Raw genomic sequence first — 12,810 nt, 5'->3', positions numbered from 1 at the left:
TTTAGCTGTTTTATAGTTAAATAGGCTTCTTTTATATAAGAAAAAAGTGAGGCTATAAAAATAAATAATGGAGCTAAAAATGTCCCTAAGATTTGTATAAAGCTTTGCGCCGCCGGCATTTTCGGTTGCCGTATTTGTATTTGCTCCATATGATATGCAAGTTCGAGGTTTTTAGGCTTGCTTAAAACACTTGTCTTTTAATCTCTGCTTTATAAACAATTCAATGAACAAAGCTGATTTAGTAAACCTAGTTGCTGCTCGTACAGAGCTCACAAAAACTGATGTTTCTTTAGTTGTTGATGCAGCTATTGAAACTATTGTTGATTCAGTAGTGGAAGGCAAAAAAGTCTCCTTACTAGGATTTGGTTCTTTCGAGCCAAGAGATCGTTCTGCAAGACAGGGATTAAACCCTAAGACAGGCGAAAAAATAGCAATACCTGCTAAAAGAGTTCCAACATTTTCTGCAGGTAAACTTTTTAAGGATAGAGTTCAAGGGTAATCTTTTTAATCTATTTCTTCTTTTAATGCCAAGGTGCTCTTTTAGAGCACCTTTTTTTTAACTTCAATAAAATGAAAATAGCTTAATGACCAAAACTATTAACAAGCGATCTCAAATTTTGAAGTCTTAAGAAGTAATGAAATATTTAACTTTTTTATTACTAAAGTTTTTGTTGTTATCTAATTTTGTGATAGCAGAAACAATGCCAACAAAATCCAAGATTTTAAAGGAAGCAAGTTATTGTATTAAAGATTCTCAATCCCAAGTTTGTAAAGAGTTAATTTCTGAAATAGAAAAACTTCAATTACTTGTATTTGACCAAAATAGATTTAAATGTCAATCAAGTTTATTGGGAATGCAGTCGGCAATTATAGAAGCTTACTTTTTAAAAAATTTCTCAAATGAAAGAATTTCATTTTCGATCCCATATGTGATTAAAAATTGTTAATTATTAAAAAATTTAATTTTTTTGGAATATTATAAATTTGGATTTTAATTATTAATGGTTAAAGGTTTCTCTGATAATGAAGTTAAAAATGATACAGAAATAAAAGAATCAAAAAAAGAAAAAAAAGGTTTAGCAGCTTTTCTTAAAGGCAAGAAATTTACTTACACTTTGCCAGGTAAAAAACAAATAAATATTTTTGGATCAATAGTATTAGGCTTAAATTTGATTTTAATATTGCTAGTAATCCTCTATTTAAAGAATCAAGAATTCCGTGACTTTATTTTTAATGTTGGTCGTTAAATATTTCTTTAGATCGAAAAAATTTTTTAAATGATATATTTAAATTTTATAAAATCTTATGAAGGTAGTAAATTTAGTTTTCCAAGTATTTTTTTTGTTAGTAATACTTCTGTTTTTAATATATTTTCTCACAGGTTATGACTCTGCTTTTGAGGCAGACCAGAATTGTCATTCATATCTTTCAAGTTACGATAACATATCTGGAAATTATGATTGCGATCATGATACTGAGACACATCAGTGGATACTCTACGAGTCAAATGATAAAAAAGAACCAGCAAAAATTATTAAGAAATTTAGGTACAAATTTTTATAACTCAAATTTTTTATAAAAAAACTTTGCACTTATTATTGATATTATTGCTGTAATTGTGAAAGTAAGATATTGATATATGCTTCCTTCTAAGTAAATTTTATTTTTATAAAGAGGATAATCAATGAAAGAGCCTAATGTTCCCCAAATTATTACCCACACAGAAATGTAAAGGATTGCTTTGGTTGGATTAGATTTTTTGTCTTCCATTTTTAATTAATGCCAAAAATTGAAGAAGTCACAGGCCTGCCGCTAAAAACCAACTCGGTTAATATAAGCATTAAGAATCCAATCATAGCTGCTCTACCATTTACAAGCTCGGCGCTGCTATTGAATCCGAAAACATTCTTTACTTCATCCCCCTGATTGTCTACCCATTTTGAGTTTTCATTATTACTTGATGATGTATTAGGAAAACCATCATTTTGATTTTCCATTGGAGAGCCGTTTTCTTGCATTGGTTTTTTTGTTTTATTCTAATAATTTTTAAACTAATTTATTAATAAATTAAACTCTAGATTACTAAGAAAATTAAGGCAAAAATTATTATCCATAAAAATTGTAATCTCAAAATTAATTGACAAATTAATTTGATTTTTTCTTCAGTGCAATTATTTCCAGTTTCATTAATTATTGGCTTTTTAATAATTTCATTTTTATATTTACTTTTACCTCCCAATTTAATTCCGGAAATATAGGCGAATATAGCTTCTGAAATCCCAGCATTAGGCGAATCATATTTTTTACCATCAAGATAACTTTTTTTAATGATTGATCCATACTCATTAACTTTGGAGCTAACTAAAGGTAAAGTGAATAAAACTAGTCTTGAAGGAACAAACGTAAATATATCTTCGATTTTTGCACTGAAAAAACCCAAATATCTAAAATAATCATATTTGTAACCTATCATTGAATCTAAAGTACTTATAGCTTTATAAGAAAAACCAAGTGACAAAGGTCCAGGTAGAAAAATTGAAAACTTCATAAAAATAATTCCAATAAAAATCCAAAATAATGGCCCAAATATTCCATCAACCGAATTTTCGGTAAGACTCTCGGTACTTGATCTCAAGAGATGTTTTATAGAAGATGACCTTACATCCCTACTTACTATTCTTTGTACCTTCTCTTTGATTATTTTCTCATTTTGGTTATTAATTTTCTTGCGTTCTATTAGCTCTGCAATCTCTTGCACACTTGAAATAAGTCCCTTTGTCGCAATACAACTTGAAAGCCCAAAAAAAATTAACAATCCAACAAAAAAATTTTTTCTTGATTGCACATAACTAAGTTCTATCAATTTTCCTAAACCAAAACTCATTCCAATGGTTGATATAGCTATGAAGAAACCACCCCAAAACAATATATTTTTATTTTCTCCAAAATTATTTATTAGGTAATCAGATATTTTTTTTATGTAAAAGCCAATTACTTGAACAGGGTGTATTAAGAATCTTGGATCACCGATCAATAAATCAAAACCAATCGATCCAAGAAATAGTAAAAATAAATTTATTTCAGCCAACTGAACATCGAGCGCAGACCTTTACCCACTTTCTCAATTTCATGTTTTGAGTTCTCTTCTCTTAATTTTGTCATTAAGGGTTTGTTTTTATCGCATTCTTCCACAAAATTCTTAGCGAAAGTTCCATCTTGAATATCCTTTAGAATTTTCTGCATTTCTTTCTTTGTATCATTATTGATAAGTCTTTTACCACTTACATAATCTCCATATTCTGCAGTATTTGAAATGGAATCTCTCATTTGAGATAAGCCTCCTTTCACCATTAAATCAACAATAAGTTTAACTTCATGTAAGCATTCGAAGTAAGCGAGTTCGGGCTGATAGCCTGCCTCTACGAGAGTTTCGAAGCCTGATTTGACGAGTTCTGATAATCCTCCGCACAATACCGCTTGTTCTCCAAATAAATCAGTTTCTGTTTCTTCTTTGAAGTTTGTTTCAAGAATCCCAGCTCTCGTTCCGCCAATCCCTTTAGCGTAAGCCATCGCCAATGATCTTGCATTTCCGGAAGAATCCTGCTCTACTGCAAACAATGCTGGAACTCCTTGACCATTCTGATATTCCCAACGAACAGTGTGTCCAGGTCCTTTTGGGGCAATCATTACAACATCCACAAAACTAGGAGGTTTGATAAGTCCGAATCTTATATTGAAGCCATGAGCAAAACTTAATATCTTTCCTGCTTTTAAGTTTGGTTCTATTTCTTTAAGGTAAACATCTTTCTGAAACTCATCTGGGAGGAGAATCATAATCCAGTCTGCTTTTTCGCAAGCTTCAGAAACGCTAAATACTTGTAGACCATCGCTAATAGCTTTGCTTTCAGACTTACTTCCTTTATATAATCCAACAATTACATCCATGCCGCTATCTTTAAGATTTAGGGCATGTGCATGACCTTGTGAACCATATCCAATAATCGCTATTGTTTTATTATTTAAAAGACTTAGATCTGCATCTGTGTCGTAAAAGAGTTTGGTCATTAGTTGTAGCTTCTTTGCATTTGATAATTAATATTTTAGACATTAAAGGTGTAAATAAACCAAAAAATTATTAATTTAAAAATTAAAATTATAATATTTTTTATAAAATTTAAGACTGATTTGCTTCGCTTGGATGAGTGATTACTCTATCAATTAAGCCATAGTTTTTTGCTTCTTCCGCACTTAGAAAATAATCTCTATCAGTATCCTTTTCAATTTTCTCAAATGATTGGCCTGTCATATCTGCCATAGACATATTTAACATATCTTTAATTCTCAAAATTTCCTTTGCCTCTATTTCAATGTCACTTGCTTGACGTTGAGAAGTTCCTCCTAGAGGTTGATGAATCATTATCCTGCTATGAGGCAAAGCAACTCTTTTACCTTTTGTGCCAGAAGCCAGTAGGAACGCTCCCATTGAGGCTGCTAGACCTACGCAGATTGTTACTACATCACTTTTTACGTATTTGATAGTGTCATATATAGCCAAGCCAGCAGTAACGGATCCTCCTGGGCTGTTTATATAGAGATAGATAGGTTTGGAATTATCATCAGAATCTAGATAAAGCATTTGTGCAACAAGGCTATTAGCAATACCATCATTCACTTCCTGTCCAAGAAAAAGAATTCTTTCAACACCTAGTCTTGTATAAATGTCAACCCACCTTTCATATTGACTTCCTGGAAGTCTGTAAGGCACGCTTGGAGTTCCTATTGGCATGATTTTAAATAGTTTTGTGAAGGTTAAATTTTATTTGGTAAATCTTTTTGACTTGTGAGTATTCTATCGATAACTCCATAATCTAGGGCTTCTTGGGGGTTGAGATAACTCATCCTGTCAGAGTCTTTTGAGAGTTCTTCAATAGTCTTTCCAGTATTACGAGATAGAATCTCTAACATTGATTTTTTATTTTTCAAAACTTCCTCAGCCCTTATTTGGATATCGGTTGCTTGGCCTCTTGCACCGCTTATAGGCTGATGCAAAACAATAGAAGCATGTGGAAGAGCAGCCCTTTGTCCCTTAGTGCCAGATGAAAGAATAACTGCAGCAGTCCCCATTGCTTGTCCAATACATATTGTGTGTACTGGAGGCTTGATGTAGCTTATTGTATCGCAGATAGCGAAAGCTTCTGTTTCAAAACCAACGGCGTCACCGGTGTACCAACTTGTTCCTGTTGAATTGATGTAGAAATAGATTGGTTTTTCTGGATCCTCAAACTCTAGATAAAGAAGTTGAGCAATGATTAGCTCCGTAACATCCATTCCTAGTTGTCTTTTCGCATCATCATCTGAAAATAATGGTAAACCAAGATAAACAATTCGCTCTTTAAGTAAAAGAGAGGGAAGATCAGGGGGCGGGGTCCTCATGACGGTGTTTTCGCCGTAATAAGGAGCAGATACAGTCATTTGTATCACGAGATTAAGATTGAACTGATTCTAGCTAGATTTAGCCCTGTGTCGCTGGTGATTTAAAAGATTTGTTTGACTCAGGATTATTTATTAGTTTTCCAAAGACCATTCTTCCAGTGGGAGTTTGTAATGCTCCTGTTATGACAATATCTAATCTGCTTCCTACAAAATTCTTTGCTTCATCAATAACGACCATTGTTCCGTCATCTAAATATCCAATACCTTGCATTTTTTCTTTACCTTCTCTGACAATTTTTATATTAAGTGATTCTCCTGGCTGTACTTCTGGCCTTAAAGCAATAACCAAATCACTCAAATTCATAACTTTTAATTCTTTAACTTCAGCAATCTGTGAAAGATTATAATCAGCTGTAATTAAAGTTCCTGTCATATCCTCAGTAATCTTCAAGAGTTTTTCATCTACCCCATTACCTTCATACTTTGTTGGGTTTATTACGAGTCTTCTTCCATATAAATCTCTTAATTCTTTTAATAACTTGAGACCTCTTCTGCCTTTCGACCTTTTTTCATTACTGCTTGAGTCAGCTAAAGTTTGTAATTCGTCAATTACACTTTGAGCAACGATTAATTGCCCTTCCAATAATCCGCAACTTAATAAACCATTGATTCTTCCATCAATAATTACACTAGTGTCTAGAATTTTTGGACTTGCTGCAGGGAGGATACCTTCATTAACTAGATATGCATCAGTATTATTTGGATTAAATAATCTCAATAATGTCCTGCCATGGGTATCTGCCAACTTAAAACCAAGCACACCAAAGAAAATGTTGCTTAATATAGCTGCCAAAGGTTTTGCAAAAAAAACCTCTCTAGGGAAGGGAATTAATAGTATTGGAGCAAGTAGGAGATTCGCAACAAGTAATCCTAAAATTAATCCAACGGACCTACTTATGAGTAAGTCAGTTGGCATTGTTCTTATTTGATCAAGAAACGTCTTTCTAAGTTGAAGAAATACAAAACCAGCTGCTAATCCTACAAAAAAACCAATTATTGCTAAAACAATTCTAAACCCCTCTACATTAGATACCTGTTTGAGTATGTCTACTGGCAATAAATCAACGCCAAGCCATCCTGAAGCAGCCCCAGACAATACAAATAAAATTAATACTAAAATATCTGTCATATCTATAATCTACTAGGATTTATTAATTGAGTAAATAAGGATCTTATTTTTTTCGATCTTTAATACGTTTTTGGAGCTTAAAAATGAATTTATATTATGAATAAGTTTCCAAGAAGTGCTTATGTGCACATTCCTTTTTGCCACAGAAGGTGTTTTTATTGTGATTTTGCAGTTATTCCATTAGGAAACAAAATTGAAACTTTAAAAGGTTCTGGAAGTAAAACTGTTCAAGAATATTTGCAATTTTTAAATAAAGAAATATTGTCAATTAAGCATAAATCACCTTTATCGACCATTTATGTAGGAGGTGGCACACCATCAATTTTAGATCCAACCCAAATCAAAGAATTAATTGATCTTTTTAAAGAAAATTATGGAATTGACTATGGTGCTGAAATCACAATGGAGGTTGATCCAGCTAGTTTTACTCAAGATGATCTTTTTGGATTCATAAATGCTGGGATAAATAGATTTAGCCTAGGAGTACAAAGTTTTAATAATCAGATACTTCAAAGCTCGGGAAGGCGTCATTCTAAAGAAGATGCAGAAAAATCTTGTTTGTGGTTAAAGAGAGAATTTGATTCTGGTTTAATAAAAAGCTGGAGTTTAGATTTAATTCAAAACTTGCCACTTAGTGGATTTAAAGAATGGCAAGATGACTTAAAAAAAGCAATTACATTTTCACCACCGCATTTATCTATTTACGATTTAACTATTGAAAATGGCACTGTTTTTAAAAAATTAGTGAGTTTAGGAAAATTAAAACTTCCAAGTGATGAAGAAGCTTTTAGAAACAGTGAATCAACCCATTTAATTTTAAAAAACTCAGGTTATTCAAGATATGAAATCTCAAACTATTGCCTTCCGCGACATCAATCGAGACATAATAGAGTTTATTGGAGTGGTTTAGGCTGGTGGAGTTTTGGTCAAGGTTCAACAAGTTCGCCTTGGGGGGAAAAGTTTACTAGGCCAAGAATTAGCAAAGAATATAAAGAATGGGTAATTAAACAATATGAACTTGATTTAGATTCATCCCTCATTAATAAGGAGTTTGTCTATAAAGAACTTGATGAAAAAATAATGTTGGGATTAAGACTCAAAGAGGGTGTAGATATCAAAGAATTGTTTAAAGAACAAAACTGGGAAAACAAAAAATTTGAAAGCAACTTCAGTAAATTACTTGAAAAATGGGAAAGATTTCTTGAAAGTGGACTATTAGTAAGAAAGGGGAATAGATTCTTTTTAAGTGAGCCTAGCGGTATGGAACTAAGCAATCAAGTTCTTGTCTCTATGTTTAGGTGGTGGGATGAGATTAATTAAGTCTTTCAGAGTCTACCCATTCTTTTAATTTATCTTTAAATAATTTCTTTCCTTGTATAATCGGTTGGCAAAATGGCGGTTGATCATCATTAAGGCCTAACAAATCTGCAGTAACTCTTACTTGCCCATCGCAATAATTACCTGCACCGATACCTATTATGGGAATTGTCAAAGAATTTTGTATTTCTTTAGCAAGCAAATCAGGAATATGTTCAAGAACTATTGAAAAACATCCTAATTCTTCAAGAATTAAAGCCTCTTTCTTGATTTTTTCTTGGCTTGCTAAGCTTTCGCCTTGTTTTTTTAATCCAATATTTAGATAGCTTTGTGGTGTAAGGCCTATATGACCCATAACAGGGATTCCCATCCTTATTAATCTAGAAATAACTTTTTGTATTTCTGGTTCAGCTCCTTCTACTTTTACAGCTTTTGCATAAGTGCTCTGAATGATCTTTCCTGCATACTCAACAGCTTTATCCTCACCACATTGGTAAGTCAGAAAAGGCATATCTGAAATGACTAAAGGTTGTTCCTCAATTTTCTTCTTAAATCCTCTTGAAACAGCATTAGTATGATAAATTATGTTTTCTAAAGTTAATGGTAATGTCGATTTGTATCCTAAGCAGACCATTGCTAATGAATCTCCTACTAGTACGAGATCAACATTTGCTTGTTCTGCAATAGATCCTGATATTGAGTCCCATGCAGTTAGTGCAATGATTTTGCGAGATTTTTTTTTATAATTAACTAGGTCTGAAGGTAACATAATAAATTTATGTATCTTTTTTAATCAAGAATTGCTAGTATGTTTCTGACTCGGCCTTTCGCGGTTTTAACGCCTAAACCTGGTCAGGACCGGAAGGTAGCAGCCACAAGGGATGCTTGAGGCAGGCGAGATAACCGAGTCACTCTATTTTACCGTTTAACCTATATCTTTTTTATTTTGCCTTAATCTCAAAAACTCAGGAATACTGGCTCCTGATTCTTTATTGTCTGAATAATTATATAAAGGTTGATTAGATAATCTGTTTTTTATTCTTTGCTGGTTTAATGGTTGGGTTGTTTCAAATCCTGTAGCAATTACAGTAACTTGTATCTCCCCTTCCATTGCCTCATCGACCACTGCACCAACAATAATATTTGCTTCTTGATCAACAACATCATATATAATTTCAGATGCGGAAGTCATATCTTCTAAAGTCATGTCTTTGCCACCAGTAATATTTATAACACAACCTTTAGCTCCATCAATTCTTGCTGCTTCTAATAAAGGACTATTCATTGCTGCTTGGGCTGCCTCTATAGCTCTCGATCTTCCTGAACCTATACCTATTCCTAGAAGAGCAGTGCCAGCTTCCGTCATAACAGATCTTACGTCTGCAAAATCCACATTAACTAAACCTGGGCAAGTAATTATGTCACTAATTCCTTTGACACCCATCCTTAGAACATCATCAGCATTCCTAAATGCTTCTTGAAGAGGAGCACCTGCTATAACGTCTTTTAATCTGTCATTTGGAATAACTATAAGAGTATCAACGTTTTCAGCTAATCTTGCGATCCCTTCTTCAGCTTGCCGCATTCTTCTTTTCCCTTCAAAAGAAAATGGTTTAGTTACTATACCTACAGTTAAAGCCCCACTTTGTTTGGCTACTTCTGCAACAACGGGAGCTGCTCCCGTTCCAGTTCCACCGCCCATTCCAGCGGCTATAAAGACTAGATCAGACCCCTCTAAAGCTTGTTGAAGTTCTTCTTTGGATTCTTCGGCTGCTTTTTGCCCAATACTTGGATTGCCACCCGCACCTAAACCTCTAGTGAGGTTTTGTCCAAGTTGAACCCTACTCTCTGCAGAAGATTGTAGTAAGGCTTGTGCATCGGTATTGAGGACTCTAAATGAAACACCTTCTAAATCACTATTTATCATTCTATTGACTGCATTACTGCCACCACCACCAACACCAATAACTTCTATTTTGGCGTTTTGGCTTGGAAGGATTTCTCTTGATTGATCAAAGTTTGGATTGTTACCGAAGCTCATCTCTTAATAGGAATCTAATACTAGTATTGGGTGCATTATGAACTTACTGAGCTCATCTGTAGGAATTTGTTGAGGAAAATCCTGAAAATATTTATTTATTAAATATTTTGTTTGAATGCAAAACCCTTATCAACACTACAATAATTAAAAAAAATTACTCAAAATCCTTTTTTAAATATTAGGGTTTGAACACTTTTATTTTTGGTTTATCTGGATTAGTAAGGTCTATATTATCTATTTTTTCTGAAAAGCTATTTTTCTTAAGTTCATTTTTAAGATTATTGATTTTTTGTAATTGATAGTTGATTAAATTTGGCTTAAATCCTAAGAATATTGTTTTTAAATCTTTTTCCTCAACTGTTAGAAACCCATCAGATGAAAAAGTGATTTTAACTATCTCTAATTCATAATTTTCTAAAGCAATAAAAATTTCAGATAATATTTTTTTAAATTTTTCTTTCCATCCAAAAACTTGTATGGTTAATTTATTCAAATTTTTTTCATCCACATTTTGTTTATTTATAAAAATTCCATCTTTATCAATGAAGCCTAATATTTTTTCGTCGTTTAATATTCTCTCACCGTAAGCTATTGGAATTCTTGAATTAATATGAATTTTCAAACCAAAAGGAAATAATTCTCTGTTTACCGAAACATTCTTGAGAGATAAATTTTGTTTTAACTCTTTTTCTAACAAATTAGTTTCAACAAAAATTAATCGGATCGGAAAATTTAAAGATGAATTCTTTGCTATATCATTCTGCGAAAATAGTTCACTACCAGAAATTCTAATGTCCTGAGGTTCAATTTTTTTTAGAGTTTTTATGCTCAATAAGCTTGTTAAAAATAAAAATAAAATTAGAAAAAAAAAGCTTCTATTTTTGATAACTTTTTTGTTTTTCACAAATCACATCGAGCTTTTTCCATCAGTTGGTCCATCCATTCTCTTGCTTGCTCCGCATCTGAAAAAGGTACATCCATCTCTTTCCCATCCCCTACTAATCTCAACCTGCACTTACCTTGAGATTCATTTGTTAAAGGAGCTTCACCTGAAGTAAGTGCCATTAATTCAACTAATTCCAGTTTCTTGATCGTAAAACAATCTTTTTCTTCAAATTTACCAGCTTCAAATGCGCTCCACTTTAATTCACCATTTTTTAAAGACGCTGCACCTGAACTATCTAACTTGCACAGTTCAGAATCGCTAGCCCAACTTCTAAAAAGATTTTGCCTTCTTCTTTCTAACCATCCAAGCGCAGTTAATAAAATGAAAATTAAAAGTAATGGTAACCAAAGAAGTCCATGCAACATTTGATTTAAATTATAAATCTAAAGATATATCTACCAGTTTAGCCACAAGTTGTTCAATTTTTAAACCGGAAGCCTCCCAAAGCATTGGAAACATACTGTTTTTTGTAAAACCAGGAATTGTATTTATTTCATTTAGTAAAATTTTATTTGAAGATTTTTCTAAAAAGAAATCTACTCTTGCAAAACCAAAAATATTTAGTGCTCTACAACTTTTAATAGCAATTTCTTTAATTTCTTTTGTGATTTTAGAATCTATCTCAGCTGGGATAATAATTTTATTATTTGAGTGATATTTTGAATCGTAATCATACCAATCACTTTCGTAATTTACCTCGCCTATCTCGGAGGTTAAGAGTTTTGAATTACCAATTATTCCGCATTCAATCTCCCTTACCTCTAAACCTTCCTCTATTAAGATTCTTGGATCTATTTCCCGAGCCTTTTCTAATGCTAGTAATATTTCAGATTCATTTTTGACTTTGGAGATACCAAGAGATGATCCAGAGTTCGATGGCTTAACAAAAACAGGAAATTTTAATTTTTTTAAAATTTCATTAATCATTTTATTTTTTACTTGCTTATCGTTGAGATCTTCATTTTGAAAAACTAGATAATTAACTTGTGGAAGTTTAAGATTTGAGAAAATTGTTTTCATCAATATTTTATCCATTCCAAGTGCAGAGCCAATAATTCCGCACCCTACTAAAGGTTTCTTTGTAAATCTAATTAAGCCATGAATTGATCCGTCTTCACCATTAAATCCATGTAAAAGAGGAAACCAAATATCAACATTTTGAAATTCAATTCCGTCAAGGAAGTTAATTTTTTCTTGATTAAAAATTTCTTGTTTTTTTGTTTTTTTGTATTCAATTTCGCCAACTAGGATTTTTTCTGAAATATCACTATCAAGCCAATTTCCATATTTGTTTATGTAAAAGGCTTGAACTGTAAAGCGTTCTTTATTTATTTGTGCATTAAATGCTTGAAAAACTGTTTTTGCAGAGGATATCGATACTTCATGTTCATTGGAATGCCCGCCAAATATTAACCCAATACATTTTTTCTTTCCCCCGATCATTTAAAAAAATTTATAAAGAAAGTTCTCCTGTTAAAGAAAAAGGTCTTGCTTCATTTATTCTGACATTTATCTCATCTCCCAACGAAAAATTAAAGTTGATGTTTTTGGGAATCTCTACGAAAGTTAATCTATTTGTTCTAGTTCTACCCATAATTTGAGAGGAATTTTTTGGATTTAAACCCTCAATTAAAACGCTTTCGATATTGTTGATATATCTTTGATTTCTACTCTTAGCAGTTTTCTCGACCAAATCATTAATTTCCTGTAATCTAACTTTTTTTACCTCTTCCGATAGTTGATTCGTCCAGACTGCTGCAGGAGTATTTGGTCTTGGAGAGTATGCTGCTGTATTCACCTGATCAAAGCCAATTTCTGATATTAGTTTTAATGTATCTTGATATTGTTGTTCGGTTTCTCCTGGAAAAGCAACTATCGCGTCAG

At 32.5% G+C, this 12,810-nt stretch carries 17 protein-coding genes and 1 other RNA gene; 5 read left to right on the top strand and 13 right to left on the bottom strand.

Annotation, left to right across the window (positions count from 1 at the left end):
* Positions 1-223 precede the first annotated feature (223 nt).
* From AMO19_RS00280 to AMO19_RS00270, 3 genes are all read left to right on the top strand, one after another.
* Positions 224-499: an HU family DNA-binding protein gene (locus tag AMO19_RS00280; protein WP_002806330.1), complete on the top strand. Its 276-nt coding sequence runs from the start codon at positions 224-226 to the stop codon at positions 497-499.
* A 136-nt stretch (positions 500-635) separates the two neighbouring features.
* Complete coding sequence (locus tag AMO19_RS00275) at positions 636-947, top strand: hypothetical protein (protein WP_075506853.1); 312 nt, start codon at positions 636-638, stop codon at positions 945-947.
* A 54-nt stretch (positions 948-1,001) separates the two neighbouring features.
* On the top strand, positions 1,002-1,247 hold the full coding sequence (locus AMO19_RS00270; protein ID WP_075506852.1) for a hypothetical protein: 246 nt from the start codon (positions 1,002-1,004) through the stop codon (positions 1,245-1,247).
* 310 nt (positions 1,248-1,557) lie between these two features.
* Here AMO19_RS00270 and AMO19_RS00260 read toward each other — a convergent pair whose 3' ends face one another.
* The 7 genes from AMO19_RS00260 to AMO19_RS00230 all read right to left on the bottom strand — a co-directional run bounded on the left by AMO19_RS00260 (position 1,558) and on the right by AMO19_RS00230 (position 6,622).
* Complete coding sequence (locus tag AMO19_RS00260) at positions 1,558-1,770, bottom strand: hypothetical protein (protein ID WP_075506850.1); 213 nt, start codon at positions 1,768-1,770, stop codon at positions 1,558-1,560.
* Between the two features lie 2 nt (positions 1,771-1,772).
* Positions 1,773-2,018, bottom strand: a complete 246-nt coding sequence (locus AMO19_RS00255; protein ID WP_075506849.1) for a chlorophyll a/b-binding protein — start codon at positions 2,016-2,018, stop codon at positions 1,773-1,775.
* Positions 2,019-2,074: 56 nt separating this feature from the next.
* On the bottom strand, positions 2,075-3,088 hold the full coding sequence (gene cbiB, locus AMO19_RS00250) for an adenosylcobinamide-phosphate synthase CbiB (RefSeq protein ID WP_075506848.1): 1,014 nt from the start codon (positions 3,086-3,088) through the stop codon (positions 2,075-2,077).
* Complete coding sequence (ilvC, locus tag AMO19_RS00245) at positions 3,076-4,065, bottom strand: ketol-acid reductoisomerase (protein WP_075506847.1); 990 nt, start codon at positions 4,063-4,065, stop codon at positions 3,076-3,078. Before ilvC ends, cbiB begins: the two co-directional genes overlap by 13 nt.
* Before the next feature lie 109 nt (positions 4,066-4,174).
* Entirely contained in the window at positions 4,175-4,786 is a 612-nt protein-coding gene (locus tag AMO19_RS00240; RefSeq protein WP_075506846.1) for an ATP-dependent Clp protease proteolytic subunit, read from the bottom strand.
* Positions 4,787-4,809: 23 nt separating this feature from the next.
* On the bottom strand, positions 4,810-5,472 hold the full coding sequence (locus tag AMO19_RS00235) for an ATP-dependent Clp protease proteolytic subunit (protein WP_011376956.1): 663 nt from the start codon (positions 5,470-5,472) through the stop codon (positions 4,810-4,812).
* Between the two features lie 40 nt (positions 5,473-5,512).
* Positions 5,513-6,622, bottom strand: coding sequence for a PIN/TRAM domain-containing protein (locus AMO19_RS00230; protein WP_075506845.1), 1,110 nt, complete (start codon positions 6,620-6,622; stop codon positions 5,513-5,515).
* Between the two features lie 96 nt (positions 6,623-6,718).
* Between AMO19_RS00230 and hemW the strand changes: the two genes are divergently transcribed.
* On the top strand, positions 6,719-7,942 hold the full coding sequence (gene hemW, locus AMO19_RS00225) for a radical SAM family heme chaperone HemW (protein ID WP_075506844.1): 1,224 nt from the start codon (positions 6,719-6,721) through the stop codon (positions 7,940-7,942).
* On the opposite strand, the gene panB is transcribed toward hemW, so the two are convergent.
* Positions 7,935-8,708 carry a 3-methyl-2-oxobutanoate hydroxymethyltransferase gene (gene panB / locus AMO19_RS00220; RefSeq protein ID WP_075506843.1) on the bottom strand — a complete coding sequence of 258 codons (774 nt, stop codon included), beginning with the start codon at positions 8,706-8,708 and terminating at the stop codon, positions 7,935-7,937. The genes hemW and panB overlap by 8 nt on opposite strands.
* A 47-nt stretch (positions 8,709-8,755) precedes the next feature.
* On the opposite strand from panB, the gene ffs reads away from it, so the two are divergent.
* An RNA gene (gene ffs, locus AMO19_RS00215) (signal recognition particle sRNA small type) lies at positions 8,756-8,852 on the top strand.
* Between the two features lie 12 nt (positions 8,853-8,864).
* Here ffs and ftsZ read toward each other — a convergent pair.
* From ftsZ to AMO19_RS00190, 5 genes are all read right to left on the bottom strand, one after another.
* Positions 8,865-9,980: a cell division protein FtsZ gene (ftsZ, locus tag AMO19_RS00210; RefSeq protein WP_011863425.1), complete on the bottom strand. Its 1,116-nt coding sequence runs from the start codon at positions 9,978-9,980 to the stop codon at positions 8,865-8,867.
* Between the two features lie 178 nt (positions 9,981-10,158).
* Positions 10,159-10,884 carry a cell division protein FtsQ/DivIB gene (locus AMO19_RS00205; protein WP_075506842.1) on the bottom strand — a complete coding sequence of 242 codons (726 nt, stop codon included), beginning with the start codon at positions 10,882-10,884 and terminating at the stop codon, positions 10,159-10,161.
* Positions 10,881-11,291, bottom strand: a complete 411-nt coding sequence (locus AMO19_RS00200) for a hypothetical protein (protein WP_075506841.1) — start codon at positions 11,289-11,291, stop codon at positions 10,881-10,883. Before AMO19_RS00200 ends, AMO19_RS00205 begins: the two co-directional genes overlap by 4 nt.
* Positions 11,292-11,301: 10 nt before the next feature.
* The gene (locus AMO19_RS00195; protein ID WP_075506840.1) at positions 11,302-12,369 is read right to left on the bottom strand and encodes a D-alanine--D-alanine ligase family protein; all 1,068 of its coding nucleotides are present in this window, start codon (positions 12,367-12,369) and stop codon (positions 11,302-11,304) included.
* Positions 12,370-12,379: 10 nt separating this feature from the next.
* The coding region (locus AMO19_RS00190) for a TRAM domain-containing protein (RefSeq protein ID WP_146255910.1) at positions 12,380-12,810 on the bottom strand (431 nt) is incomplete at its 5' end.

This window comes from Prochlorococcus marinus (assembly GCF_001180245.1).
GTDB classification, from domain to species: Bacteria; Cyanobacteriota; Cyanobacteriia; order PCC-6307; family Cyanobiaceae; genus Prochlorococcus_A; species Prochlorococcus_A marinus_F.
This window is presented reverse-complemented; position numbering and strand designations above follow the sequence as displayed.

Coding starts and splice junctions, on each gene's coding strand:
- AMO19_RS00280 (WP_002806330.1), top strand. CDS start 224: ATGAACAAAGCTGATTTAGTAAACCTAGTTGCTGCTCGTACAGAGCTC.
- AMO19_RS00275 (WP_075506853.1), top strand. CDS start 636: ATGAAATATTTAACTTTTTTATTACTAAAGTTTTTGTTGTTATCTAAT.
- AMO19_RS00270 (WP_075506852.1), top strand. CDS start 1,002: ATGGTTAAAGGTTTCTCTGATAATGAAGTTAAAAATGATACAGAAATA.
- AMO19_RS00260 (WP_075506850.1), bottom strand. CDS start 1,770: ATGGAAGACAAAAAATCTAATCCAACCAAAGCAATCCTTTACATTTCT.
- AMO19_RS00255 (WP_075506849.1), bottom strand. CDS start 2,018: ATGCAAGAAAACGGCTCTCCAATGGAAAATCAAAATGATGGTTTTCCT.
- ilvC (WP_075506847.1), bottom strand. CDS start 4,065: ATGACCAAACTCTTTTACGACACAGATGCAGATCTAAGTCTTTTAAAT.
- AMO19_RS00240 (WP_075506846.1), bottom strand. CDS start 4,786: ATGCCAATAGGAACTCCAAGCGTGCCTTACAGACTTCCAGGAAGTCAA.
- AMO19_RS00235 (WP_011376956.1), bottom strand. CDS start 5,472: ATGACTGTATCTGCTCCTTATTACGGCGAAAACACCGTCATGAGGACC.
- AMO19_RS00230 (WP_075506845.1), bottom strand. CDS start 6,622: ATGACAGATATTTTAGTATTAATTTTATTTGTATTGTCTGGGGCTGCT.
- hemW (WP_075506844.1), top strand. CDS start 6,719: ATGAATAAGTTTCCAAGAAGTGCTTATGTGCACATTCCTTTTTGCCAC.
- panB (WP_075506843.1), bottom strand. CDS start 8,708: ATGTTACCTTCAGACCTAGTTAATTATAAAAAAAAATCTCGCAAAATC.
- ftsZ (WP_011863425.1), bottom strand. CDS start 9,980: ATGAGCTTCGGTAACAATCCAAACTTTGATCAATCAAGAGAAATCCTT.
- AMO19_RS00200 (WP_075506841.1), bottom strand. CDS start 11,291: ATGTTGCATGGACTTCTTTGGTTACCATTACTTTTAATTTTCATTTTA.
- AMO19_RS00195 (WP_075506840.1), bottom strand. CDS start 12,369: ATGATCGGGGGAAAGAAAAAATGTATTGGGTTAATATTTGGCGGGCAT.